21 protein-coding genes are annotated in these 25,173 nt (G+C 65.3%); 11 read left to right on the forward strand and 10 right to left on the reverse strand.

What is annotated here, in order from left to right; genetic code table 11:
• Nucleotides 1–84: 84 nt before the first annotated feature.
• From PSEMO_RS29395 to PSEMO_RS29415, 5 genes are all read left to right on the forward strand, one after another.
• On the forward strand, nucleotides 85–2,745 hold the full coding sequence (locus PSEMO_RS29395) for a TonB-dependent receptor (RefSeq protein ID WP_075806375.1): 2,661 nt from the start codon (nucleotides 85–87) through the stop codon (nucleotides 2,743–2,745).
• Nucleotides 2,746–2,872: 127 nt separating this feature from the next.
• On the forward strand, nucleotides 2,873–3,877 hold the full coding sequence (locus tag PSEMO_RS29400) for an ABC transporter substrate-binding protein (protein ID WP_075806376.1): 1,005 nt from the start codon (nucleotides 2,873–2,875) through the stop codon (nucleotides 3,875–3,877).
• The gene (locus PSEMO_RS29405; protein ID WP_075806377.1) at nucleotides 3,877–4,803 is read left to right on the forward strand and encodes an aliphatic sulfonate ABC transporter substrate-binding protein; all 927 of its coding nucleotides are present in this window, start codon (nucleotides 3,877–3,879) and stop codon (nucleotides 4,801–4,803) included. Before PSEMO_RS29400 ends, PSEMO_RS29405 begins: the two co-directional genes overlap by 1 nt.
• A gap of 10 nt (nucleotides 4,804–4,813) precedes the next feature.
• Nucleotides 4,814–5,818, forward strand: a complete 1,005-nt coding sequence (locus PSEMO_RS29410) for an ornithine cyclodeaminase family protein (protein WP_075806516.1) — start codon at nucleotides 4,814–4,816, stop codon at nucleotides 5,816–5,818.
• Nucleotides 5,815–7,224: an HAL/PAL/TAL family ammonia-lyase gene (locus PSEMO_RS29415; protein WP_075806378.1), complete on the forward strand. Its 1,410-nt coding sequence runs from the start codon at nucleotides 5,815–5,817 to the stop codon at nucleotides 7,222–7,224. Before PSEMO_RS29410 ends, PSEMO_RS29415 begins: the two co-directional genes overlap by 4 nt.
• A 13-nt stretch (nucleotides 7,225–7,237) precedes the next feature.
• Here the strand turns inward: PSEMO_RS29415 and PSEMO_RS29420 are convergent, their stop codons facing one another.
• A complete protein-coding gene (locus PSEMO_RS29420; protein WP_075806379.1) occupies nucleotides 7,238–7,576 on the reverse strand; it encodes a DUF3509 domain-containing protein in 339 nt (112 codons plus the stop codon).
• Between the two features lie 96 nt (nucleotides 7,577–7,672).
• On the reverse strand, nucleotides 7,673–8,131 hold the full coding sequence (locus PSEMO_RS29425; protein WP_075806380.1) for a universal stress protein: 459 nt from the start codon (nucleotides 8,129–8,131) through the stop codon (nucleotides 7,673–7,675).
• Nucleotides 8,132–8,281: 150 nt separating this feature from the next.
• On the opposite strand from PSEMO_RS29425, the gene PSEMO_RS29430 reads away from it, so the two are divergent.
• The 5 genes from PSEMO_RS29430 to PSEMO_RS29450 all read left to right on the forward strand — a co-directional run bounded on the left by PSEMO_RS29430 (nucleotide 8,282) and on the right by PSEMO_RS29450 (nucleotide 14,297).
• Nucleotides 8,282–9,187 carry a LysR family transcriptional regulator gene (locus PSEMO_RS29430; RefSeq protein WP_075806381.1) on the forward strand — a complete coding sequence of 302 codons (906 nt, stop codon included), beginning with the start codon at nucleotides 8,282–8,284 and terminating at the stop codon, nucleotides 9,185–9,187.
• Between the two features lie 106 nt (nucleotides 9,188–9,293).
• Entirely contained in the window at nucleotides 9,294–10,832 is a 1,539-nt protein-coding gene (locus PSEMO_RS29435; protein ID WP_075806382.1) for an MFS transporter, read from the forward strand.
• Nucleotides 10,833–10,859: 27 nt separating this feature from the next.
• The gene (locus PSEMO_RS29440) at nucleotides 10,860–11,921 is read left to right on the forward strand and encodes an HlyD family secretion protein (RefSeq protein ID WP_075806383.1); all 1,062 of its coding nucleotides are present in this window, start codon (nucleotides 10,860–10,862) and stop codon (nucleotides 11,919–11,921) included.
• Nucleotides 11,918–13,381 carry an efflux transporter outer membrane subunit gene (locus PSEMO_RS29445; RefSeq protein WP_075806384.1) on the forward strand — a complete coding sequence of 488 codons (1,464 nt, stop codon included), beginning with the start codon at nucleotides 11,918–11,920 and terminating at the stop codon, nucleotides 13,379–13,381. The genes PSEMO_RS29440 and PSEMO_RS29445 overlap by 4 nt, the downstream gene beginning before the upstream one ends.
• A gap of 121 nt (nucleotides 13,382–13,502) precedes the next feature.
• Complete coding sequence (locus tag PSEMO_RS29450) at nucleotides 13,503–14,297, forward strand: SDR family NAD(P)-dependent oxidoreductase (protein ID WP_075806385.1); 795 nt, start codon at nucleotides 13,503–13,505, stop codon at nucleotides 14,295–14,297.
• Between the two features lie 90 nt (nucleotides 14,298–14,387).
• Here the strand turns inward: PSEMO_RS29450 and PSEMO_RS29455 are convergent, their stop codons facing one another.
• The 3 genes from PSEMO_RS29455 to PSEMO_RS29465 all read right to left on the reverse strand — a co-directional run bounded on the left by PSEMO_RS29455 (nucleotide 14,388) and on the right by PSEMO_RS29465 (nucleotide 16,162).
• Entirely contained in the window at nucleotides 14,388–15,212 is an 825-nt protein-coding gene (locus PSEMO_RS29455) for an SDR family oxidoreductase (protein ID WP_075806386.1), read from the reverse strand.
• A gap of 57 nt (nucleotides 15,213–15,269) precedes the next feature.
• On the reverse strand, nucleotides 15,270–15,620 hold the full coding sequence (locus PSEMO_RS29460) for a hypothetical protein (RefSeq protein ID WP_075806387.1): 351 nt from the start codon (nucleotides 15,618–15,620) through the stop codon (nucleotides 15,270–15,272).
• Nucleotides 15,621–15,697: 77 nt separating this feature from the next.
• Nucleotides 15,698–16,162 carry a multidrug transporter gene (locus PSEMO_RS29465; RefSeq protein ID WP_075806388.1) on the reverse strand — a complete coding sequence of 155 codons (465 nt, stop codon included), beginning with the start codon at nucleotides 16,160–16,162 and terminating at the stop codon, nucleotides 15,698–15,700.
• Nucleotides 16,163–16,294: 132 nt separating this feature from the next.
• Here PSEMO_RS29465 and PSEMO_RS29470 point away from each other — a divergent pair, with 132 nt between their 5' ends.
• Nucleotides 16,295–19,084 (forward strand): RHS repeat domain-containing protein, encoded by a 2,790-nt coding sequence (locus PSEMO_RS29470; protein ID WP_075806389.1) that lies wholly within the window; start codon nucleotides 16,295–16,297, stop codon nucleotides 19,082–19,084.
• A gap of 14 nt (nucleotides 19,085–19,098) precedes the next feature.
• Here the strand turns inward: PSEMO_RS29470 and PSEMO_RS29475 are convergent, their stop codons facing one another.
• From PSEMO_RS29475 to PSEMO_RS29495, 5 genes are all read right to left on the reverse strand, one after another.
• Complete coding sequence (locus PSEMO_RS29475) at nucleotides 19,099–20,550, reverse strand: mannose-1-phosphate guanylyltransferase/mannose-6-phosphate isomerase (RefSeq protein ID WP_075806390.1); 1,452 nt, start codon at nucleotides 20,548–20,550, stop codon at nucleotides 19,099–19,101.
• 36 nt (nucleotides 20,551–20,586) lie between these two features.
• Nucleotides 20,587–21,243, reverse strand: a complete 657-nt coding sequence (locus PSEMO_RS29480) for an alginate O-acetyltransferase AlgF (RefSeq protein ID WP_075806391.1) — start codon at nucleotides 21,241–21,243, stop codon at nucleotides 20,587–20,589.
• A 6-nt stretch (nucleotides 21,244–21,249) separates the two neighbouring features.
• Entirely contained in the window at nucleotides 21,250–22,407 is a 1,158-nt protein-coding gene (locus PSEMO_RS29485) for an alginate O-acetyltransferase (RefSeq protein ID WP_075806392.1), read from the reverse strand.
• Nucleotides 22,408–22,418: 11 nt separating this feature from the next.
• Complete coding sequence (locus PSEMO_RS29490; RefSeq protein ID WP_075806393.1) at nucleotides 22,419–23,876, reverse strand: MBOAT family O-acyltransferase; 1,458 nt, start codon at nucleotides 23,874–23,876, stop codon at nucleotides 22,419–22,421.
• Between the two features lie 205 nt (nucleotides 23,877–24,081).
• Nucleotides 24,082–25,173, reverse strand: coding sequence for a mannuronate-specific alginate lyase (locus tag PSEMO_RS29495; RefSeq protein WP_075806394.1), 1,092 nt, complete (start codon nucleotides 25,171–25,173; stop codon nucleotides 24,082–24,084).

The raw sequence follows: 25,173 nt of genomic DNA on the forward strand, positions 1-25,173 counted from the left end.
CAAGATTTCCCCGGCCTGCGCCACACCCTTCCCACAAGCGCTGCCGAGAGAGCAGCGCGTTTGGATTCCGTGGGGGGAATCGTTTTGCGCAAGCATCAATACAACACGCAACGCAACAAAACATCCGTGGCCATTGCCTTCAGCCTGCTGTTGAGCGGCGCGGCCTTCGCCGACGAAGCGCGCCAGGCCTGGCATCTCGAATCCGGCCCGCTGGACGAGGTGCTGCTGAACATCAGCCGACAGAGCGGCCAGGTGATTTCCTTCACTCCGGAGCTGGGGCGTTATTCCTCGGCGCGGGTCGACGGTAACCTGTCTGCCGCCCAGGCCATCGAGGCGGCGCTGCGGGGGACCGGGCTGGCCCTGGAAGTCAGCCCGACCGGCGCCTTCATCATCAAGGACAAGACGCAAACTTCGTCGGCAACCGGCACTGCCAGTACCAACCGGATCGCCAGCCGCGAAACCTCCGCCGCCAGTGCGCCGACCCTGGATCGCGTGGTCGCCCTCGGCACCCGCCGCAGCGACGCCACCGCCCTGACCAGCGCCGCGCCGGTGGATGTGATCAACAGCGAGGAACTGGTGCAGACCGGTGCCACCACGCTGAACCAGGCGTTGTTCCAGTTGCTGCCGTCGTTCAACTTCCCGCAGAACCAGAGCGCCACCCGCGGGCAGAACCCCAAGGGCGCTTCGCTGCGCGGCCTGGCCCCGGACCAGACCCTGGTGCTGGTCAACGGCAAGCGCCGGCATGCCTCGGCAGTGGTGAACATTTCCGGCGGCGTGCCGTTCATTGGCGCGCAGCCGGTCGACCTGGACATGATCCCGATCAGCGCCATCGACCATGTGGAGGTGCTGCGTGACGGCGCATCCGCCCAGTACGGTTCCGACGCCGTGGCCGGGGTGGTCAACATCGTGCTGAAAGAGCGCGACAGCGGCGGCCAGCTCAATACCCAGGTGGGCAAGTACGCCCAGGGCGATGGCTTCAGCAAGAGCGCCGATGGCTGGTACGGCCTTGGGCTGCCGGGCGACGGCTTCCTCACCCTGAGCTTCAACGGGGTCAATACCAAACCCACCGATATCGGCGACAAGTACGAAGCCGGCGGTGTGTTGCAGGACCCGCGCTGGGGCGGTGCGTCCCGGGACAAATACAACCTTGCGGCCAACGCCGAGGTCGGCCTGAACGACCAGTGGCGCCTGTACAGCTTCGCCACTTTCGGGCAGGACAAGTCGATCAACAACACGCCACCGCTGCTGGCGTCCAACCCGAACAACGTCGCTGCCCTGTACCCCAACGGCACCATTCCCAAGTACCGCTATCGCTATGAGGACGCGTCGTTCACCGTCGGCTCGCGCTTCGAAGACGAGGCCATCGGCCGCTTCGATTTCAGCGCCACCTACGGCCGCGACAAGCATGACGAGCTGGCCTTCGATACGGTCAACCCGAGCTACGGGGTCAACAGCCCGACCAAGTTCGATGTCGCGACCCTGGTCAACGAACAGACCAACCTCGGCATCGACTACGCCAAGGACCTGGCCGTGGCCTGGTCGGACAACCCGCTGACGGTATCTGCCGGCGTGGCCTACCGGCACGAGCAGTACCGCCTAGAAGACGGCGACTACGACTCCTATTCGTTCGGCGGCATCGGTGGCGTGCAGGTCGGCGCGGTGCAGGCCTCGGGACTGATGCCGGACGATGCCGGGACCTACAAGCGCGATGTCGGCGGGGTGTATTTCGGCCTGGAAAACCAGGTCACCGAGAAATTCCAGGTGGGTATCGCCGGGCGTACCGAGCATTACTCGGACTTCGGCTCGGCCACCACCGGCAAGCTCTCGGCGCGTTACGAGCTGACCCCGCAGTTGGGCCTGCGGGCCACGGTCAACAGCGCCTATCGCGCGCCGACCCTGGGCCAGATCGGCACCTCCTGGACCACCACCACCAACGTCGATGTCAACGGCAACCCGGTACTGACCCGGATTCTCCCGGTCGACCACCCGGCCGCCCAGGCCCTGGGCGCCGAGGCGTTGAAACCTGAGAAGTCGACCAACTATTCCCTGGGGGTGGTGTTCCGGCCGAGCGAGCAGGCCTCGCTGACCATCGATGCCTACCAGATCACCATCCGTGATCGCCTGCTCTACAGTGGCGGGATTTCCGGGCCGGACGCCGAGCGCATTCTCGCGGCGGCGGGCTACGGCCAGTACAGCTGGGCGCAGTTCATGACCAATGCGGCCAATACCCGCACCCGGGGCGTCGATATCGTCGGCAAGTACAACCTCGACCTGGAGCGCTACGGCAACCTGGCGCTGTCGGCGGGCTACACCAAGGCGCGCACCCGCATCGAATCGGTCAACGCCAACCCCTACGGCTTCGACGTGCTGACCCGCGAAGCCCGCGGTTTCCTCGAACACGGTTACCCGGAAGACAAGCTGGTGCTCGGCGCGGTGCATCGCTACGGACCCTGGACCGTCAGCCTGTCCCAGGTGCGCTACGGCGAATACCGCAAGTACGCTGCGTCGGCCGCCAACGCCCAGTACGACCAGACCTTCTCGGCGCAATGGAACACCGACCTGGACGTGAACTACGCCTTCAACAAGCAGCTCAAGCTGTCGGTGGGTGCCAACAACCTGTTCGACAGCAAGCCGGACGACTTCAACCTGCGCCTGCGCCAGACTCCGGGGCAGCAATACAGCTACCTCGCGCCTTCGGCGCCCGAGGGGGCGTTCTACTACACCAAGCTCACTTACGACTTCTGATTCTCTGGGGCCGCTTTGCGGCCCTTCGCGGGCAAGCCACGCTCCTACAAAGCAACGCGATACCTGTAGGAGCGTGGCTTGCCCGCGAAGGACCGCAAAGCGGTCCCAATGGCCCGCGAGATCGACCATGAAACTCCTGAAAACCCTGTTAGGCACCTCCCTCATCACCCTCTCATTGCTCACCCACGCCGGCGACAAACCCCAGCCCATCCACTTCGGCGACATCACCTGGGAAAGCGGCAGCTTCATCACCGAGGTCCTGCGCGTGCTGGTGGAAAAGGGCTACGGCTACAGCACCGACACCCTGCCGGGCAGCACCGTCAGCCTCGAAGCCGCGTTGGCGAAGAACGACATCCAGGTGATCGGCGAAGAATGGGCCGGACGCAGCCCGGCCTGGGTCAAGGCCGAAGCCGAGGGCAAGGTCTTCGGCCTCGGCGATACGGTCAAGGGCGCCACCGAAGGCTGGTGGGTGCCGGAGTTCGTGATCAAGGGCGACCCCGAACGCAACCTGCCGGCATTGGCCCCGGAGCTGAAATCGGTGGCCGACCTGCCACGCTACGCCAAGGTCTTCCAGGACCCGGAAGATCCGCAAAAAGGCCGTTTCCTCAACAGCCCCACCGGCTGGACCTCGGAAATCGTCAACAGCCAGAAACTCAAGGCGTACGGCCTGAGCGAGAGCTTCGTCAACTTCCGCACCGGTTCCGGCGCGGCCCTGGATGCCGAGGTGGCATCGTCGATCCGCCGCGGCAAGCCGGTGCTGTTCTACTACTGGTCGCCGACCCCGCTGATCGGTCGCTACAAACTGGTCAAGCTGGAAGAGCCGCCTTTCGATGCCGACGCCTGGAAGACCCTGGCCGACGCCAGCAACCCCAACCCGCGCGGCACCCGCTCGCTGCCGGCGCGCCTGGCGATCGGCGTTTCCGCGCCGTTTCGCGCGCAGTACCCGGAGCTGGTGGCGCTATTCAGCCAGGTCGACCTGCCCATCGACCTGCTCAACCAGACCCTTGCCGGCATGAGCGAAAAACGCCTGCAGCCGCGTGCCGTGGCCCAGGTCTTCCTGCGTGATTACCCGGACGTCTGGAGCGCCTGGGTGCCGGCCGATGTCGCGGAAAAAGTGCGTGGGAGCCTGTGATGATCAAGCGAATACTCTCCTGCGCCGTGCTCGCCTTGCTGGGTGCCCAGGTCTTCGCCGCCGAGCCGCAGACGCTGCGTATCGGCTACCAGAAAAGCTCGGTGAACATGGTCCTTGCCCGTGAGCACAAGCTGCTGGAAAGCGCACTGCCGGGCACCCGTGTCGAGTGGATCGAGTTCCCCGGCGGCCCGCAGTTGGTCGAAGCGCTGAACGGCGGCAGCCTGGACATCGGCAATATCGGTGATATCCCGCCGATCTTTGCTCAGGTCGCCGGCATTGACCTGCGCTACATCGGCGTGGAACCAAGTGACGGGCGCACCGAGGCGATTCTGGTGCCGACCACCAGTCCGGTGAAGACCCTGGCTGATCTCAAGGGCAAGCGCGTGGCGCTGCTCAAGGGCTCCAGCGCCCACAACCTGTTTCTCAAGAGCCTGCTGCACGCTGGCCTGGAACTGCAGGACGTGAACCTGGTGTACCTGGCCGCCGCCGACGCCCGTGCCGCTTTCGAGCAGGGCAAGCTGGATGCCTGGGTGATCTGGGACCCGTACTACTCGGCGGCCCTGCTCGATGGCAGCGCGCGCCTGCTAAGCGATGGCCAGGGCCTGAACCCGGCCGGCACCTTCTACATCGCCAGCCGACGCTTTACCGAAGCGCACGGCGCCACCATCGCCACCTTCCTCGATACCCTGCGCCATACCCAGCGCCTGTCCATCGACCAGCCCGACGCCAGCATCGACACCATGACCCGTGTGCTGGGCCTGCAACGGCCGGTGGTGGAGCGCTATTTCAGCCATCGCTACAGCGCGCCGATCCGCGCCCTGGATGCCGAGACCATCGCCAGCCAGCAGCGCACCGCCGACCTGTTCTTCGCCAACCACCTGATCCCGCGGGCAGTGCGGGTGCAGGACATCGTTTTCCAGCCTTGAGGTGATTTTCATGCAGCCGATTTACATCGATTTTCTCAATGGCCTGGACGTTGCCGAACTGAACCTGGGCAACGATGAAATTCTCGCCGCCGTCGAAGCCGGCCTGGCCTTGCAGGGGCAGGGCCAGGCGGTGATCGAGCCGCGTACCCACCTGATTCCCGGTGGCGGGATCAACGGCCATTTCAACGTGCTGCGCGGCGTGCTCGGCGGCGAGATCGGCCGCGCCGGGGTCAAGGTCGTGGGAGACTTCGTCGACAACTATCGCCAGGGCCTGCCGTCGGAGCTGGCGATTCTCAACCTGCTGGACCCGGCCACCGGTGTGCCCAAGGCGATCCTCGATGCCTCGGCGATCACCGATATGCGCACCGGGGCGCTGACTGCCATCGGTGCCCGGCACCTGGCCAGGCCCGGCAGCAAGGTGCTGGGGCATATCGGCGCGCGGGGCACGGCGTACTGGAATGTGCGCCTGCTGGATCATCTGTTCGACTTCGACGAGATCCGCGTGCATTCGCGCCGGGCGGAGAGCCGCGAAGCCTTCGCCGAACGCCTGCGCCGCGACCTGGGCAAGCCGGTGATCGTCACCGAGGACTGGGAAAGCACGGTGCGCGATGCCGACATCGTGGTCGAGGCGTCGCGCCTGGAACGCCCCGAACCCTTGTTGCGTACCGAGTGGATCAAGCCCGGTGCCTTTGTCGTGCCCTACGGCACCATGAGCGCGGTGGAGCTGTCGCTGACCGACATCATGGACAAGCTGGTGGTCGATGACTGGGGGCAATGCAAGGGCGGCCAGTTCGGCTCGTTGCGGGCCCATGTCGAGACAGGGCGTCTCAGTGATCAGACCCTGCATGCCGAACTCGGGCAGATCGTCGCCGGGCTGAAGCCGGGGCGCGAGCATCCGGGGGAGACCATCCTGTTCTGGCATCGCGGCCTGAGCCTGAGCGACATTGCCCTCGGCCATGCCTTGCTGGACAAGGCCCGGCACCTGGGGATCGGCCAGCGGTTGCGTTGGGCATGAAGCCTATCGAGCGTTTGCTGGCAGTAGTGGATGGTGAGCTGTCGGCGCGACTGGATGAAGAGAGGCGAGGGCACATCGACGCGGGGCATGCCCTGTTGCTGGAGTTGATCGCGGCGGGCGAGCCCATCTATGGCGTGACTACCGGGCTCGGCGCTGCGGTGGACCAGGCACAGGGCGATGCCGGGTTCCAGCAGCGCATTGCTGCCGGCCGGGCGGTGGGTGTGGGGCGGCTGGCGTCGCGGCGGGAGGTGCGGGCCATCATGGCCGCGCGGCTGGCCGGAGTGGGCCAGGGGCGCTCGGGCATTTCTCTGGCCAGTGCCCTGGCGCTTGGGGACTTGCTGGATCACGGTATTCACCCCGAGGTGCCGCTGCTCGGTTCGCTCGGTGAAAGTGATCTGGCGCCTCTGGCCCATGTGACCCTGGCCTTGCAGGGGCAGGGCTGGGTCGAGTATCGCGGCGAGCGCTTGCCGGCGGATGAAGCCTTGCAGCGGGCCGGGCTGAAGTCGCTGGTACCACGGGACAAGGACGGTCTGGCACTGGTCTCGGCCAACTCGGCAAGCATCGGGCTGGGGGCTTTGCTGGTCAGTGAGACGGAGCGTTTGCTGGACAGGCAGCGCGGTGTGCTGGCGCTGTCATGCGAAGGCTATCGCGCTGGCGTGGCACCCTTTCAGGCGGCGCACTTGCGGCCTGCGTCGGGGCAGGCGGAGGAGTCAGCGGCGTTGCTGGCCTTGCTTGACGGCGGTGAGCGGCAGGCGCGTCGGTTGCAGGATCCCTTGAGTTTTCGCTGTGCCACGGTGGTACTGGGCGCGGTGCGTGATGCGCTGGCGCGGGCCCGGGAGATCGTCGGGATCGAACTGCAGAGCGGTGCGGACAACCCGGCGCTGGTCGTGGAACGCCGTGAGGTGCTGGTGACGGCGAACTTCGACAGTACCCATCTGGCGCTGGCGTTCGAAGGCCTGGGGCTGGCCTTGAGCCGGATGTCGGTGGCCAGTGCCGAGCGGACGGCGAAGCTCTTGTCACCCTCTTTCAGCGAGTTGCCGCGCTCCTTGAGCCCGCGTCCGGGGAGTGTCGGGCTGGCCGCCTTGCAGCGCACGGCGGCGGCGCTGGTGGCGGAGATCGTGCATCTGGCCAATCCCTTGCCGGCGCTCAGCGTGCCGGTGGCGGACCGGGTCGAGGATTATGCGGGGCAGGGGCTGGCGGTGGTGGAGAAGACCGCGCGGCTGGTGCAGCGGGTGGAGTGGCTGGTCAGGATCGAAGCGGTGGTGGCGGCGCAGGCGGTGGATCTGCGGACGGGAATCACGCTGGGCTCGGGGGCGGCCGAGGTCTACCGGCAGGTCAGGCGGGTGGTAGCGTTTGTCGATGAAGACAGGGCTATCGATGTGACCGGGGAATTCTGGGGCCGCTAGCGCGGCCCATCGTTCAGGCCTGCGCGGGCCCTGTGGGAGCTGCGGTTCGGCGCTCCGACTTGCCAGCGATGAGGCCCCAACGGCCACCACCATTTTGCTCGGTCATCGCCGCCAGAATATCCACCGCGCTATGCCCCTGCTCGATGGCAATCCCGAACCTGACGCTGTCGATCAACCGCTCCAGCCGTTTCGGGCAACCCCGTTGTTCACGGCTGATCAAGCGCTTGGCCACCACCCGACCCTGTTCATTGGACAGGGTCAACATGATGCTGCCGTCCAGGCGCTCGATACTGAGGTTGACCCGGTACTCGTCCGAGAAGGCATCGCTGATCTGCTGAAAGGGCTTGTGCATGGTGCTCACCTGACAATGACAGTGCATCGGTTGACTGGGCGTTCGATGGCTAGTTCCACAGGGTTGCAAGGCTCGGGCCGAGTGGTCATGAAATATTCAAGCGAGGTGTGTCGCCCCCACCAGCACCGGACACCCCACCTGATCGATCACCTTCCCGCTCACCGACGGATCCAGCAACCGCCCCAGCCGCGACAGATGCCGGTGGCCCATCACGATCAGTTCCACATTCAACTCCCGTGCCTTGCCGACGATCACCTCCACCGGACCACCCGCCACTAGGCTCCCGGTGCAGTCGCCGAACCCGGCCTCGCGCAACGCCCGCACCGCTTCACCCACCGCCCGCTCCGCAAGCTGTTGCTCGTCACACGCCGCCGGATATTCCTCCAGCTCGCCCCGGGTATAAGGCGCCGGGTGGTCATGCACCGCGAAGGTGCTGTCGATCGCCAGCAGCACATGCAGCCGGTGCAACTCAGGGCGGCAGTAGCGCCGCGCCAGATCGAGCAGGGCCGTGCAGGCAGGAGAAGCATCGATAGCGATCAGGACCGGACTGGACATGCGAATACCTTGGGGAAAAAAGGACAAGGCATTCTCGGCGCATTCCCCTGCCCTGATAAATGGCCTGCCGTGCACTGGATCGTTGCGTCCGGCGCAATCCACTGAGCTGCTAAGATCGCGTTTCCATCATTCGCCAAAGGGAACCCGGCCATGCAACTCCCGGACATGAACCTGCTCGTCGCCCTCGATGCCCTGCTCGACGAAGGCAGCGTGGTCGGCGCCGCCCAGCGCATGAACCTGAGCCCGGCGGCAATGAGCCGGACCCTGAGCCGGATCCGCGAAGCCCTTGGCGATCCGGTCCTGGTCCGCGCCGGCCGCGGGCTGGTGCCGACCCCACGGGCCCTGGCGTTGCAGGAGCAGGTGCGGGTCCTGGTGGAGCAGGCCGGGCAAGTGTTCCGCGGCGGCGACGAGGTGGACCTGGCCAACCTCGACCGGGCCTTCAATATCCGCACCAACGACCTGTTTATCGCCCTCTATGGCGCGCAACTGCTGCGTGCCATGCACGAACAGGCACCTAACACCGTGCTGCGCTTCGTCCCGGAAAGCGGCGGTGACGACGATGCGGTGCTGCGCGACGGGCGCACCGACCTGATCATCAGTTCGAGCATCGACCTCGGTCCGGAGATCAAGGTGCAGAGCCTGTTCAACACCATCTATGTGGGCCTGGCACGGCGCGATCATCCGATCTTCGAGGGCGAGATCACCCCGGAGAGCTTCGCCGCCTATCCGCAGATCAGCGTGTCGCGCCGCGGCCGGGCCAACGGGCCGATCGATGTGGAACTGGCCAACTACAAGGTGCAGCGGCGGGTCGCGCTGATCACCCCGAGCTTCCACTCGGCGATGTTCTCCCTGCCGGCTTCGGACCTGATCCTGCCGATGCCGGCCAATATCCTCAACAGCGTGCACCGCCTCGGCCTGCCGCTGCGCTCCTTCGAGATTCCGCTGCCGATGGAGCGGGTCACGGTGATGCAGGCCTGGCATCCGCGCTTCCATAACGATCCGGCCCACCGCTGGCTGCGCCAGACCCTGAAAACCTGCTGTGAAGTCGACCCGTGAACCACGGATTGCGTCTGGCGCAATCGTAAACTGCCCATAAGTCAGTTTTCGTCAGTAGTCGGGGTTTTTAAACTCCCTCCAGTCAATTTGTTGCTGGAGATTTCTGATGACTTCCCTGTCCGCGCCCCTTGCCGCGCCAGTCGCCCCCCAGGCGGCCGCCCCCGCGCAGCCGGCGTTCGGCCTGCAGGTGGTGGTCGGTCTGTTCGGCGTGCTGCTGGCGGTGCTCTGCGCCGGGCTCAACGAGATGGTGACCAAGGTCTCCCTGGCGGATATCCGCGGTGCCATGGGCATCGGCGCCGACGAGGGTGCCTGGCTGGTGGCGGTGTATGCCGCCGCCTCGGTGTCGGCCATGGCTTTTGCGCCCTGGCTGGCGACCACCTTCTCCCTGCGGCGCTTCACGCTGTCGGCCATCGGCGTATTCGCCGTGCTCGGCCTGCTCCAGCCCTACGCCCCGGACCTGTACAGCCTGATGCTGCTGCGCATCGTCCAGGGTCTGGCTTCCGGGGCGTTGCCGCCGATGCTGATGAGCGTGGCCCTGCGCTTCCTGCCGCCGGGGATCAAGGTCTACGGCCTGGCCTGCTACGCCCTGACCGCCACCTTCGGCCCCAACCTCGGGACGCCGTTGGCCGGACTGTGGACCGAGTATGTCGGCTGGCAGTGGTCGTTCTGGCAGATCATCGTGCCGTCGCTGCTGGCGATGTTCTGCGTCGGCTGGGGCCTGCCCCAGGACCCGCTGCGCCTGGAACGCTTCCGCCAACTGGACTGGCGCGGCGTGCTGCTCGGCCTGCCGGCGATCAGTTCGCTGGTCCTCGGACTGAGCCTGGGCGACCGCTGGGGCTGGTTCGACTCGCCGCTGATCTGCTGGCTGCTCGGCGGTGGCCTGGTGCTGCTGGTGCTGTTCATGTTCAACGAATGGTCCGAGCCGCTGCCGTTCTTCCAGTTGCGCATGCTGGGTCGGCGCAACCTCAGCTTCGCCCTGGTGACTTTGGCCGGGGTGCTGATCGTGCTGTCGGCGGCGATCAGCATTCCTTCGGCGTACCTGGCCCAGGTCCAGGGCTATCGCCCGGCGCAGACCAGCCCACTGATGCTGCTGGTGGCCATGCCGCAACTGATCTCGCTGCCGCTGGTGGCGGCGCTGTGCAATATCCGCGCAGTGGACTGCCGCTGGGTCCTGGCCTGCGGTCTCGGCCTGCTGGCCCTGGCCTGCCTCGGCGGCACCCAACTGACCTCGGAATGGATCCGCGACAACTTCTACGTCCTGCAACTGCTCCACGTGTTCGGCCAGCCGATGGCGGTGCTGCCGCTGCTGATGCTGTCCACCAACGGCATGAGCCCGCAGGAAGGGCCGTTCGCCTCGGCCTGGTTCAACACGGTGAAGGGCCTGGCGGCGGTGATCGCCGGCGGCCTGCTGGATGCCCTCGGCACCCTGCGCCGGCATTTCCACTCCACCCACCTCACCGACAGCCTGGGCAACGCCCCCTTGCTCGACGACACCGCTGCCGACCTGGCCAAGCGCATTCATGAACAGGCCCTGGTACTGACTTCGGCCGACCTCTACCTGGTCATGGCCTGCATTGCCGTGGCCCTGATCTGCCTGATTCCTTTCGTGCCTACACGGGTCTACCCACCGCGCGCGGTGGCCTGAGCCCGGATGAATTCGAGAATTTTCGACATGACCAACACCCGCAAGAACATCCTGATCGGCTCGGTGCTCGCCATCGCCGTCCTCGCTGCCATCGGTGCCCCGCACCTGCTGGGCAACGACCACCGGCAGAGCACCAACGACGCCTACGTCAGCGCCGACTACACCGTGGTCGCGCCGAAGGTGAGCGGTTTCATCAAGGAAGTGCTGGTGGAAGACAACCAGCAAGTCCAGGCCGGGCAACTGCTGGCGACTCTCGATGACCGCGATTACCAGGCCGCCCTCGATGCTGCCCAGGCGCAGTTGCTGGTGGCCCGGGCGCAGAGTGCCGATGCTCGCGCGACCCTCGAGCGCCAGGCCGCGCTGATCGCCCAAGCCGAGGCGGCGGTGAAGGCGGCGCAGGCGGAAGCGGCCTTTGCCGATCATGAAACCACCCGCTACAGCCGCCTGGCCGAGCAGGGTGCCGGCACCGTGCAGAACGCCCAGCAGGCGCGCAGCCGGGTCGACCAGGCCCGCGCCCGCCTGGCCAACGCACAGGCCGCACTGCTGGCGACGCGCAAGCAGGTAGATATCCTCCAGGCCCAGGTGGCCAGCGCCGACGGCCAGCTCAAGCGTGCCGAAGCCGGACTGGAGAAGGCCAACCTGGACCTGTCCTACACGCGCATCCTGGCGCCGGTGGACGGCATGGTCGGCGAGCGTGCATTGCGCGTCGGTGCCTACGTCAACCCGGGTGCCCGCCTGCTTTCGGTGGTGCCGCTCAACCACGCCTACGTCGTCGGCAACTTCCAGGAAACCCAGCTTACCCATGTCCAGCCTGGCCAGCCGGTGAGCATCAGCGTCGATACCTTCTCCGGCGAAACCCTGCGCGGCCACGTGCAGAGCATCGCCCCGGCCACCGGGGTGACCTTCGCTGCCGTCAAGCCGGACAACGCCACCGGCAACTTCACCAAGGTGGTCCAGCGCATTCCGGTGAAGATCGTCTTCGACGCCGACCAGCCGCTGCTGGAGCGCCTGCGGGTGGGCATGTCGGTGGAAGCGGTGATCGATACCCAGGGTGACACCCTCAACGGCAAGGAGATCAGCGCGCGATGAACAGCCTGTTTCGCTTGAGCCCGTTGCTGCTCGGCGTGGTACTCGCCGGCTGTACCCTGGGCCCGGATTTCCAGCGCCCGGACAGCCAGGCGCCGCAGCAGTGGGCCGGGTTGCAGGGCGAGGCGGCTGCCAGCCAGCCGGTTGCCGAGCCGCTGGAACTGCGCTGGTGGGAGAGTTTCCACGATGCCCGTCTCAGCGCCCTGATCGAAAAGGTCGCAGCCAACAACCTCGACCTGCGCATGGCCAGTGCGCGGCTGTTGCAGAGCCGCGCCTTGCGCAGCAGCATCGCCGCCGATGAAACGCCATCGGTGGGCGTCAGCGGTGGCTACAGCCGGGCGCGCAACAGCGCTGAAGGGCTGAGCGATCCGTCCGGGAATTCGGGCAAGGCGGCCTACAACCTGTGGCAGGGTGATCTGGTTGCTGGTTGGGAGCTGGACCTCTGGGGTCGGGTACGGCGTCAGGTCGAAGCGGCCGACGCTTCGGTGGAAGTGGCCGAAAACGACCGCCGTAGCGTGCTCCTGGCGCTGCTGGCGGAAACGGCGGGTGACTATATCCAGCTGCGCGCGGTGCAGCACAGCCTGGCGGTGACCCGCGACAACCTCAAGGTCGCGCAGCACAGCCTGAAACTGTCCAATGACCGTCAGGCCCAAGGGGTTGCCACCCGTCTCGATGTGGCCCAGGCCAGTGCCCAGGTGGCGTCCATCGAGGCGCGTTTGCCGACCCTGGAAGCGCGTCAGGCCGATCTGATCAATGCCATCGGCCTGCTTGCCGCCGAGCCGCCGCGCACGTTGCAGAGCGAGCTGCTGGAAAGCGCCGAACTGCCGGCGCCACAACAGCGCTTCGCGATTGGCGTGCCGTCGCAGCTGGCCGAGCGGCGGCCGGATATCCGTCAGGCTGAAGCGCGCCTGCACGCGGCGACGGCGAGCATCGGCGTGGCCAAGGCGGACTTCTATCCGAGCATCCGCCTGTCCGGCAATTTCGGTTTCCAGGCCATGCAGCTCAGTGATTTCGGCGCCTGGGATGCCCGGCGCTTCGCCATTGGCCCGCAGGTTTCCCTGCCGATCTTCGAGGGCGGGCGCTTGAGTGGTGTGCTTGAGCTGCGTGAGGCGCAGCAGCAGGAAGCGGCGCTGAACTACCGCAAGGTGGTACTCGGCGCCTGGCATGAAATCGACGATGTGCTACGCCTGTACAACGCCAGTCAGTTGCGTCGTGATCATCTGGCCGAGGCGGTCAGGCAGAACAGGATCGCGCTGGAGACGGCGCAGCGGCAGTACGTCGAGGGAGCGGTGGACTTCCTCAATGTGCTGAGTGTGCAGGGGGCGTTGCTGGCCAGTGAAGAGCAGTGGATCGACAGCTCGGCGGCGGTGTCCCAGGCGTTGGTGGGGTTGTACAAGGCGCTGGGGGGCGGCTGGCAGGCGTTCGATCTGGCTGAAACACCCCAAATGGCCCAGCACCACTAAACCCTGTGGGAGCTGGCTTGCCAGCGATTGCATTAGTGAATTCACCATGGCAATCGCTGGCAAGCCAGCTCCCACAGTGACCGCGTTGCTCTTTCGATTGATTTAACTCCAGGAGGCCCACATGCAAATCTCCCTCAACGGCAAGCGCGCCATCGTCAGCGGTTCCACCGCCGGCATCGGCCTGGCCATCGCCATCGGCCTGGCCGAGGCGGGTGCCGAGGTGGTGCTCAACGGTCGCAGCCAGGCCCGGGTCGACCAGGCCCTGAAGCAGGTCCGCGACAAGGTCCCGGCCGCCCGCATCATCGGCGTGGCCGCTGACCTCGGCACTGCCGAAGGCGCCCGGCAACTGTTCGAGCAGGTGCCGCAGACCGATATCCTGGTCAACAACCTCGGCATCTTCGAACCCAAGGGCTTCTTCGAGATCAGCGATGATGAGTGGCAGCGTTTCTTCGAGGTCAATGTGCTCAGTGCAGTGCGCCTGTCACGCCACTACGCGCCGGGGATGAAGGAGCGCAACTGGGGGCGGGTGTTGTTCCTGTCCAGCGAATCGGCGCTGCAGATCCCCACCGAGATGGTGCACTACGGCACCACCAAGACCGCACTGCTGGCCGTGTCCCGCGGTCTGGCGGAAACCCTGGCGGGCACCGGGGTGACGGTCAACGCCGTGCTGCCGGGCCCGACCCGCTCGGAAGGCGTGGGTGATTTCTTCGGGCAGATGGCCAGGGACCAGGGCGTGTCGACGGCGGAACTGGAAGCCAGCTTTATCGCCGAGCACCGGCCCAGCTCGATCATCCAGCGTCTGGCGACGGTGGAGGAAGTGGCGAACCTGGTGGTGTACCTGGCGTCGAAGCAGGCCAGTGCGACCACCGGGGCGGGGATGCGGGTGGATGGTGGGGTGGTGCGGTCGATTGCCTGATTGTTTGTGGTGTGCTTGAGGGCCCTATCGCTGGCAAGCCAGCTCCCACAGGGTTTTGTGGAGGGCTTGCCAGTGATGAGGCCCTCGAGGTCACAAGGCTCTGTTGAGTCCGAACTTCTTCTTCAGCACCCACTGCAACAACCGCGAAGGCAGCAGGGTCGCCAGCAACGGCAAGGCCCGGCTGCCATTGCCCAACCTCACCAGCCCCGGCACCGGCGACTTGCCCACCGCGGCCAGTACCCCCGCGGCAAACTCGCTGGCCGGCGTCGGCCTGTCCTGCGACGCGCGAGCCCTCGCCCGAACATGCTCGCGCAACGGCCACCAGGCCGATTCCGCTGTCAGCACCTGCTCGGCCTCATGCCCGGCATTGCTGGCGAAACTCGACTGGATTGCCCCCGGCTGCACTTCCATCACGCGAATACCGAACGGCGCCAGCTCCAGGCGCAGGGCATCGCTCAAGGCATGCACCGCCGCCTTCGATGCGCAGTACGCCCCGGCGAACGGCGTGACCAGCACCCCCGAGACACTGCCGATATTCACCACCAGCCCACGACTGCGCCGCAGCGCCGGGAACAGCGCGCGGGTTACCCCGACGACGGCGAAGACATTGGTTTCGAACTGGCGCTGCATGGCCTCGACCCCGCCATCCAGCAGAGGGCCCATGGCCCCATAGCCGGCGTTGTTGATCAGCAGGTCGAGGCCGCCGTGGGCCGCTTCGACAGCCTCGGCCAGCTGTTGCAGGGCCTGGGCGTCATTGACATCCAGCGGCCAGGCGCGGAACCCGGCGGCGGCGAGTTTTTCCACGTCCCCGGCCTTGCGTGCCGTGGCCCAGACGGTATAGCCGGCATCGCGGAAGGTGTCGGCAAGGGCGCGGCCAATGCCGCTGGAACAACCGGTGATCAGGGCGACAGGCATGCTGGACGGTCCTTCGTGATGAGGGGGAAGGACCGATGATACGGGATGCCGCCCGACTCAGTAGAGATCCTTCAGCGCCTTGCAGATTTCTCCGAGGCTGGTCTTGTTGATCGCCACCGGCGGACGGTTGCTCGGCAAGAGAATCTGTGCGGGCAGACCGTCGGCCTGCCATTCGCTGAGCAGGCGGGTGACGGCGAGGTCCTGGCCGGGAGCGCTGTAGTCGTCGATGTTGAGTTCGTAGAACACGAACTGCGGCAGGGCTGGCGCTCGGGCACGGATGTTGGCTTGCAGTTCGAGGCTCAGCGGACAGGTGGTAGAGCCGACGAGAATCATGCCGGGTGTATCGCGTTCATCGGTTTCCAGTAGTCGGGTCAGTGAGTCGAGTCCTTTCAGGCAACGGACGTCCATGGGCTACCTCCTTGGTGGTGAGCCTTCATGAACTTGATTGAATACCCGGATACGGTTTTGCGCACCTGACAAAAATGCTAGTTCGCAAAGCTTCCTTGCAGATGTTCCGCGCGGAACTCGAGGGTTTGCGGGCGATAGCCGGCGCGCAGTGGTGGCAGCGGCAGGCAGTCGCTCCAGTCGGCGCCGGCCTGGAGTTCGCCGGGGCCGCGGTAGCGTGGCGCGGCGTAGGTGTTCTCGGCGAGGTTGACGCTGTCGCCGGGCGCATAGGCGGCGACGCGCCAGCGCAGTTCGGTCAACGGCACGCCGTTGCCGTTGTTCATCCGCACGCGCAGCGGGCGGCCGGCGGGGCATTCCTGCGGCAGGTAGTCCAGACGCAGTTCCAGGCGTGCCAACTGGCGCGCCTCACGGGTGTCCAGCCACGCCACCCAGGCGCCGACCATGACCAGCCCGAGCAGCGCCGCCAGCGAGACCGGCAGCGCCTTGGCCGGATAGCGCAGGAGCAGGATCAGCCAGGTGAGGATAAGCAGGATGCCGATGAGCATGGTGGAAACCCCGGGAAAAGACGACTCCACGATCCTAGCGGCAAGGGCCCGACCTGTCATTTTTGCCAGCTGTGCCAGTGCGGGTTTGCGGTTATGTTGCAGCGATCAAAGACCAGCGCAAGGATTCCCGGCATGTCCCTCGCTGTCCATGCATTGACGCCTGTTCTGGTAGTTCGCGATGCCCGCGGCCTGGGGCTGCGCGAGGTGAATTACTGTCGTCGTGCGCCCGCCGATCCGTTGCAGCCGCGCATTCAAGGCAGCCAGTACGATGCCGCTGGACGCCTGCGGGCGTGCCGCGACCCACGCCTGTGGGCGCTGCATGAACAGGACGCCGCGACGCCAGCCAACCTGGGCCAGGCGCATTCCTTGTCTGGCCGGGTGGTATGGCGTGAGAGCGTGGACTCGGGAACTGTTTGCAGCCTGTTCGGCGAAGCGGGACAGGTGGTGCGGGCCGAAGATGGCAAGGGCGTTTGCCGTGAGTTCGACTACGACGCGATGCTGCGGCCCACTGCGCTGCATGAGCAGGCCAACGGTCAACCGCGAGCCTGTCGCGAGCGTCTTGGCTATGCCGATGCCGCCCCTGAGCACGCTGCGCAGAATGCCTGCGGGCGCCTGCTGCGCCACGACGACACGGCGGGAACCCGCGAATTGCGGGGTTACGCCCTGAATGGTGAGGTCCGCAGCGAGGTCCGCCGTTTCAGCCGTGATGCGCAATTGCCGGACTGGCCGGTGCCGATTGCGGAGCGGGAGCTGCTGTTGGAGTCTGATACCGCAGCGGTTCTCTATTGTCACGGCCCGCTCGGCGAGGTGCTGGAACAGACGGATGCCAGCGACAATCGCCAGTCGCTCGGGCTGACCCTGTGCGGTGAGCTGCGCGAAGTGCGGGTGCAGCTCAAGGGTGGCAGCCAGCACGTGCTGCTGGTGGCTGCCCGCTACAACGCCTTCGGCCAGATGGAAGAGGAAATCCTGGGCAATGGCGTGCGCCTGCAACGTCTTTATCGCGAGGAAGATGGCCGCCTGTCGCAGCTTGCTGCCCGGCGCAGAAACGGCGACCTGCTGCAGGAGTTGCGCTACGAATACGACCCGGCAGGTAATGTGCTGTCCATCGAAGACCGGGCCATGCCGGTGCGCCATTTCGCCAATCAGCAGGTCGAACCGCGTTGCGAGTACGGCTACGACAGCCTTTACCAACTGATCGAGGCGAAAGGCTGGGAAGCCGGCGCGGCCAGCAAGGGACCAGGTTCGCTGCTCGATCCCGTAGCGGTGAGCAATTATCGGCAAAGCTATGAATACGACGCCGGGGGCAACCTCCTGCACCTGGTGCATGCCGGCGCCCAGGCCCACGGTCGCACGCTGGTTGCGGCAAGACACTCCAATCGCTGCCTGCCGGCCAATGAAGACTTCGAGAGAGGCTTCGATGCCAACGGCAATCTGCTGTGCCTGCAACCGGGGCAGGCGTTGTCTTGGAACACGCGTAACGAACTGCGCGAAGTCCGGCCGGTGATCCGCGCAGGCGGCTCCGACGATTGGGAGCGGTATCTCTACGACGGTGCCGGCCGGCGCGTACGCAAGCTCGGCAGAGCGCAAGCCGCGAAGCGAACCCACAGCCGCGAGGTGCGGTATCTCTCGGGGTTGGAGCGGCATGACAACGGTAGCGAGCGTCTTGAGGTCATCACGGTCCAGGCCGGGACCTGCAGTGTGCGCATTCTCCACTGGCTGCAAGGGCGGCCTGCCGGCGTGGCGCAGGATCAGGTACGTCATGCGCTTGGCGATCATCTCGGCTCCGTCTGCCTGGAACTGGATGGCGAGGCCGCGCTGCTCGGTCGTGAAGTCTTTCATCCCTTCGGCAGCACCGCCTGGTGGGCGGGGCGCAACGAGGTCGAGGCGGGCTACAAGACGGTACGGTATTCGGGCAAGGAGCGGGATGCGAGTGGGCTGTATTACTACGGTGCCCGATATTACCGGGCCGATTGGCAGCGTTGGTTGAATCCGGATCCGCTAGGAGAGGTGGAGGGTTTGAACCTCTTCCGGTTTGTGCTTAATACGCCGATCGGATGGGTAGACATCGAGGGATATAGTGGTTTTCCATTTCAAGCGATCGAGTCAAGCGAGGTCGTGGCCTTGGCCCGAGCAGGAAATTACCTGGGCGCTCAGGCAGCGGCTCGACGGAAGCCTTCCAGAGACATCAGGGTTATCAACAATTGGATCCTGTCCCAGGTTCCGAGCATCGATTTTCAATCAATGACACTGTTCGACAACCGCCTGAACAATAGCCTCTACAAGGCATCATCGAAAGTTGAAGGCATTGATTTCATCGTAAAGAAAATGCACTCGCCTGAGCGGGCCCAGCGCGAGGAACTGGCTTACCAGATCAGCGAGGCGCTCGGTTTCCATGTCGTGCCGCCGGCCAAGGCCCGGGCCAAGTCGTTGGTTCAGCAGATGGTACCGAACATCAAGGATTCCCGGCGAAGCGAGAGGACGCCTTCTGCCCGGGACAGACTGTTCTATTTCCTTATCAACGAGTTCGACGATAACTCCGGTAATCAGCTATGGGATGATTCGGGTGGCGTGCAGTTGATCGATCATGAGGCTGCGTTCAGTACCCGAAAGAATGCCGTGTACAACTTGTCCACTATCGATTTGACCAGCGCCTTCGACCCGAGTAGCTGGGTGCGATTCAAAGCTATCGATGACTTGGAATGGAAATCCATCTTGGGTGGTGATACGCCGAAAATTTCCAAAGTGGAAGCCAAGGCGTTTATCGCACGGATCCACGACACCAAGAAAGCGGTGCAAAAAGGGATCGACAAGGGCGTGATGGGTTTTTCCATGAAGCAAGGTGCATCCCAGGCAATACGCTCAACGACCAGCGCGAGTCTTGCTTGGCGAAACGGTCTCACCAGCCCGTCACGGGGCTGGTGAGACAGCATTTGAACTTACTGCGCAATGGTCTTGATCGAAACCCCACGCTCCACCGGCGTCGAGCGCCCGTAGATATCCTCGAAGCGCTCGATATCGTCCTCGCCGAGGTAGCTGCCGGACTGCACCTCGATGATCTCCAGCGGGATCTTGCCCGGGTTGCGCAGGCGGTGGATCGAGGCGATCGGGATGTAGGTTGACTGGTTCTCGGTGAGCAGGAAGACGTTCTCGTCACAGGTCACTTCGGCCGTGCCGGAGACCACGATCCAGTGCTCGGCGCGGTGGTGGTGCATCTGCAGCGAGAGGCTGGCGCCGGGCTTGACTGTGATGTGCTTGACCTGGAAACGCCCGCCCATGTCCACCGAGTCGTAGGAACCCCACGGTCGGTACACCTCGCAGTGGGTCTGGGTCTCGCTGCGGCCTTGGGCATCCAGGGTGTTGACCAGTTGCTTGACCCCCTGAACCTTGTCCTTGTGGGCGATCATCATGGCGTCCTTGGTTTCGACCACGACGATGTTTTCCAGGCCGATCACCGAGACCAGCTTGCCGTTGCCATGGATCATGCAGTTGTGGCTGTCCTGCACCACCACGTCGCCCTTGGTGACGTTGCCGTTGTCGTCCTTGGGGTGCACGTCCCACAACGACGACCAGCAGCCGACGTCGCTCCAGCCGGCGGTCAGCGGCACCACGCAGGCGCGCTGGGTCTTTTCCATCACCGCGTAGTCGATGGAGTTGTCCGGGCAGCAGGCGAAGGTGGCTTCGTCGATGGTCAGGCTGTCGCCGTCTTCCTGGCTGCGCTCCAGGGTCAGCAGGCAGGTGTCGTAGATGTCCGGGTCGTGCTTTTTCAGCTCTTCGAGGAAGCGGCTGGCGCGGAACAGGAACATGCCGCTGTTCCAGAAGTAACCACCGGCCTGGACGAATTCCCGGGCGCGTTTTTCATCGGGCTTCTCGACGAACTGGGCGACCCGGCTGACGCCTTCCGGCAGCAGCGCATCCTGGCTGGAGCGGATATAGCCGTAGCCGGTTTCCGGCTTGGTCGCGGGGATGCCGAACAGCACCATCTCGCCGCGCTCGGCGGCCACGGTGGCCAGGGCCAGGGCGCGTTGCAGGGCTTTCTGGTCGTCGATCACATGGTCGGCCGGGAGCACCAGCATCAGCTCGTCGCGGCCTTCGTTGACCAGCTTCATGGCGCTCAGGGCCACCGCCGGCGCGGTGTTGCGGCCGAAGGGCTCCATGAGGATGGCCTGGGTCTCCAGGCTCAGGTTGCCGAGCTGCTCGTTGACGATGAAGCGGTGGTCCTTGTTGCACACCACGATGGGCGCGTCCATGCCTTCGAAGACCAGGCGCGACAGGGTCTGCTGGAACAGGGTGTCGTCACCGGTAAGGGCGAGGAACTGCTTGGGGAACTGTTTGCGCGACAGGGGCCACAGACGCGAACCGTTACCGCCGGACAGGATGACTGGAATCATGGTTGTACTCTCCGAAATATAAAGTTGGGCAGTGGATTAACGGGTCGCTACCGGGCGCTTGACCCAGACCGGGGACAGATTGCTGCCGGAGCCGGTGACGTAGAGCACGGCTGCTTCTCCGCGCTCGAGGGCGACCGGTTTCAGGTCGCTGACTTTCTTGTCGCCTTCATACAGGGCCAGGTTGACCTTGACCGGGTTGATCTCGCGCTCGCCGCGGCCGGCGGCGGCCACCGGCTTGACCACTTCGGTCTTGCCGTCGGCGGTCTTCAGGGTCAGGGCCTGGTCGCTGAGGTTCTGCACCCGCACCAGGGATTTCTGCTTGTTGCGGAATGGCGGTTCTTCCACCAGTTGCGGCTTGCCGTCGGCGTGGTTGACCAGGGTGTAGTAGTGGTCGGCGGAGAGCTTCACCGGCAGGCTCGCGTTGCCCACCTTGGCGCTGTAGTCGCCTTGCGGCATGAAGCTGAAGTCGCTGCTGGCCTGGGCCCCGACCTGATTGATCGGGGTGTTGCCGACGCTGGCGGCGACCGGCTGGCTGGAGGCGTTGTACAACCGCACGAAGGTCGAACCCTTCGGCGCGCTCGGGCCATACAGTGCGGCGTCGCCGCCGGCCCAGGCTTGCAGCGAGGCGAGGGTGAGGCCGGCAGCGAGGGCGCAGGCTTTGGCGATACGGTGCTTGGACGTTTGCATGTGCATTTCCTCTTAGTGTTCGGTCCGGATGGACGTCAGGGCCAGCTCTTGATCGGAGTTGCGGGTTTTCTTCAGTTGCGCGATCCATTGCGGGTCGAAGCCGCTGAGGTCGTTCTTGATTGGCAGATAACGCTCGGGGAATTCCCAGACCACCAGTTGCGGCGGGCTGTTCTTGAACTCATCGCTTTGCAGGTACTTGAGCATCGGCAGGATCGGCCCGTGGCCGTCCTCGGCGTAGTTGGCGACATCGCTGTGCAGGGCCTGCTGCAGGGCGCCGAGGAAGTTCCAGTTGGGGTTGGCGCTGTAGCTGGTGCCGACCAGGGCCACGGGGATCTGCTTGTCGGCGAACAGGGCGTCGCCGCCGCCGTTGTCAGCCTCGACCGCGCGGGTGCTGCGTTTCTGCAACTGGTCCGGCTTGGGCAGCAGGTTGCTGAACAGCGGGTCCAGCGGCAGGAAGTTGGTCAGGTCGCCCTTGTACGGCGCCTGCTGCTGGTTCTCGGTGATGAAGGTCTGCGGCTCGCCGTTGAGCAGGGTCTGCCGGGCCACCGCCTCGGCCAGTTGCTGGGCGGCGACTTCGGCGCCCAGCGGCGTCCAGTGGCTGTCGGTCCGCAGGAACACCTGGCCGCGAGCCTTGGCCGCTTCCAGCGGGCCGAACAGGTCGGGGGCGAAGATGTTGGCCTGGCGCGCCTGGGCGTGGAAGCTGTTGTACAGATCATGGTGGACGCTGGCCGGGGCGCGCACGCCGATGTACTCGGGATACACCCGGGCCTTGGCCGGGATGATCGCCAGCACCAGTTCCACGCCCTGTTTGCGCAGGGTGTCGCGCACGCCGCGGAGCAGGGCCAGGTTTTCGTTGCGGGTCAGCTCGCCGTCGGCCGCCGGCTTGAACTCCTCGTCGCTGAACAGCCACTGGTCACGGCCCAGCACCACGCCGGGACGGCCTTCGTTGAACAGCTTGAAGTCCAGCGCCGCCCACAGGTTGGTGCCGATGCGCTTGAGCGGGAACTGCTCGTCGTAGTGGGTCTCGGCGGCCTTGGCCAGCTTGCCGTCGAGCAGGCTCATCTGCGCCGTGCGCTGGAACCCGGCGAGCCCGCCGAGGGACCAGATACCCAGCGCCGAAAGCAGGGCGAGGAACAGCAGCGAGTAGAAGATGCGAAGTGATCGGGTCATGGTCGGCTCGCTCAGAACTGGAAGTAGAGGAAGGGCGAGTAGCTCTGCGCGGAGAGCTTGAGGATCGACGCGACGAACAGCAGCAGGACCAGCACGCGGGTGGCGTACAGGCTCCAGTCGAGGCCGACGCTGCCGTCGTGGTGCACCACCACCGGGCTGGCCTTGGCGGTCGGCTTGGCATTGCGATAGAAGTCGCGCAGGCCGAACCAGGCCAGGGTGATGTAGGCCAGGATCAGGGTCGCCACCTGCAGGCCGGTGAGGCTGGCGCGGTTGAGCTCCGAGAGGTTCCAGTCACCGAGGCTGAACATGGCGGCGTACATGCGCCCGGCCACGTGCAGGTTTTCGGCGCGGAAGATCACCCAGCCGATCACCACCAGCAGGAAGGTGAAGGCCCATTTGACCGGGTTGAAGCGCTGCGGGTTGGTGTCCAGGCCCAGGGCCCGCTCGATCGCCAGCCACATACCGTGCCAGGCGCCCCAGATGATGTAGGTGAAGTTGGCGCCGTGCCACAGGCCGCCCAGGAGCATGGTCAGGAACAAATTGCGGTAGGTGGCGAAGGTGCCGCCGCGGTTGCCGCCGAGGGTGATGTACAGGTAGTCGCGCAGCCAGGTCGACAGGCTGATATGCCAGCGCCGCCAGAACTCGGTGATCGACTGGCTGATGTACGGCTGCTTGAAGTTCTCCATGAAGCGGAAGCCCATCATCAGGCCCAGGCCGATGGCCATGTCGCTGTAGCCGGAGAAGTCGAAGTACAGCTGCGCGGTGTAGGCCAGGGCGCCGAGCCAGGCGTCGCCGGTGCTGGGATTTTCCAGGGCGAAGCAATGGTCGGCGACCACCGCCAGGGTGTCGGCGATGAAGACCTTCTTGATGAAGCCCTGCATGAAGCGGGTGCAGCCCTCGGCGAACTTGTCGACGGTGTGGGTGCGGTGGTTGAACTGGTCGGCGAGGTCCTTGAAGCGCAGCACGGGGCCGGCGATCAGGTGCGGGAAGATCGCCACGAAGGCGGCGAAGTCGATCAGGTTGCGGGTCGCCGGGGTGTCGCCGCGGTACACGTCGATGATGTAGCTGATCGACTCGAAGATGTAGAACGAGATCCCGATCGGCAGCAGCACGTGGGTCAGGATGAACGGCTCCAGGCCGAACGAGGCCATGATCGCGTTGATGCTGTCGACGCCGAAGTTGGCGTACTTGAAGTAGCCGAGGATGCACAGGTCGACGGCGACGCCCAGCAGCAGCCAGCGCTGGGCCGATTTTGTGCGGACTCCGGCGGCACCGACCTTGAGGCCGATCCAGTAGTTCCACAGGGTGACCCCGGCGAACAGGGCGAGGAAGTCCACCCGCCACCAGGCATAGAACAGGTAGCTGGCCAGCAGCAGGAGCAGGTTGCGGTAGCGTTGCCCGCTCAGGTAGTACAGGCCGAGGAAGATCGGCAGGAACAGGAACAGGAACACGTTGGACGAGAAGACCATCCGGGTTCTCCTTGGTGGTCAGCTACGGGGCAACAGCGCCCCCCAAACCCCCCAGCCATCCGGTTGGGGGAAACCAATGAATCAGTGTCGCTGCGGTCCCTGTGGGAGCTGGCTTGCCAGCGATGAGGCCAGCAGGTTCAGCATCTGTGTCAGGTCTGGCCCTATCGCTGGCAAGCCAGCTCCCACAGGGGCCATGCAAAGGCTGCTATTTGCGCTCTGCCGCCGGGTCGTAGACCCGGGTTACATCCCCGCCGAGGCGGAAGCTGTTGAACGGCTGCATCCCGTGCCGGCGTTGCTGCACATCGCCACTGCACTGGTACAGGCTGCACCACGGCTCGAGCCAGGCGTACTTGCTGTCGACCTTGAGGTCGTCCATATCCTGCTTCTCGCCGTTCTTGCCCTTGAACGCCGAAGGATCCTTCGACCCACCCAGCACCCGCTCGCCCAGGCGCTTCAGGGCCTGGTGGTTTTCATCCTTCAGGTCTACGCCATTGACCTGGGCAAAGCTGGCGATCATCGCCAGCGGCGGCAGGGCGTAGTTGTGGTAGGCGAGGGCGCGCTGCTTGCGCTTGAGCTCGTTCGGCAAGAAGCCCTGGTCATCCACCTGGTTGGCGGCGACGCGGTACTCCTTCACCGACCAGTCGAACAGGTCGCGGCGGTCGGTGGCCACGGCCGTCGCCATCACCGACCAGGCCGCCCAGTAGCTGTGGTTGTTGATCTTCGCCAGCGGCAGATCGCTCCAGTCGGCAACCACCTGGTCGGCCACGCGGCCGAACCATTTCTCGATTTCCTCGGCCTGGGCCTGGTGCGCCGCCAAGGGCTTCGCGTTGGAGAACTTCAGGCGCAGCCACGAACCGCTGAGGCTGCCCAGGGCCCATTTGCGCATGGACTTGCCGGTGTGGTTGAAGTCCTTCGACAGCAAGGCATCGGCCCGCGCCCAACTGCCCATCCAGGTCAGGGCACAGTCGAGCTGCGCCGGACGCCCGTCGCGCATGTACTGGGTGACCAGCTTGGCCACCCCGCGCTCCAGGGTGGTGATGTCCTTGGTCGAGTCGCGGAAGGCCTGCTCGGACGCCTTGTTCAGGGTCGAGCGCGCCGAGTCCGAGCCCTCGTACTTGCTGCGGAATTGCAGGCTGCCGGTGTAGGGCGTCGGCACCGCTTCGCACTGGAAGTTGCCGTCGCCGGTCTTCTGTTTCTCGATGCCGGCATAGTAGCCCTGGGGCGGCACCAGCCCGGCGAACGCCTGGCTGGATAGCCCGAGCAATACCGCGCTGGCGAGCATGCTGAGTCTGTTCAT

This window comes from Pseudomonas putida, from assembly GCF_001941965.1.
Classification (GTDB): domain Bacteria; phylum Pseudomonadota; class Gammaproteobacteria; order Pseudomonadales; family Pseudomonadaceae; genus Aquipseudomonas; species Aquipseudomonas putida_L.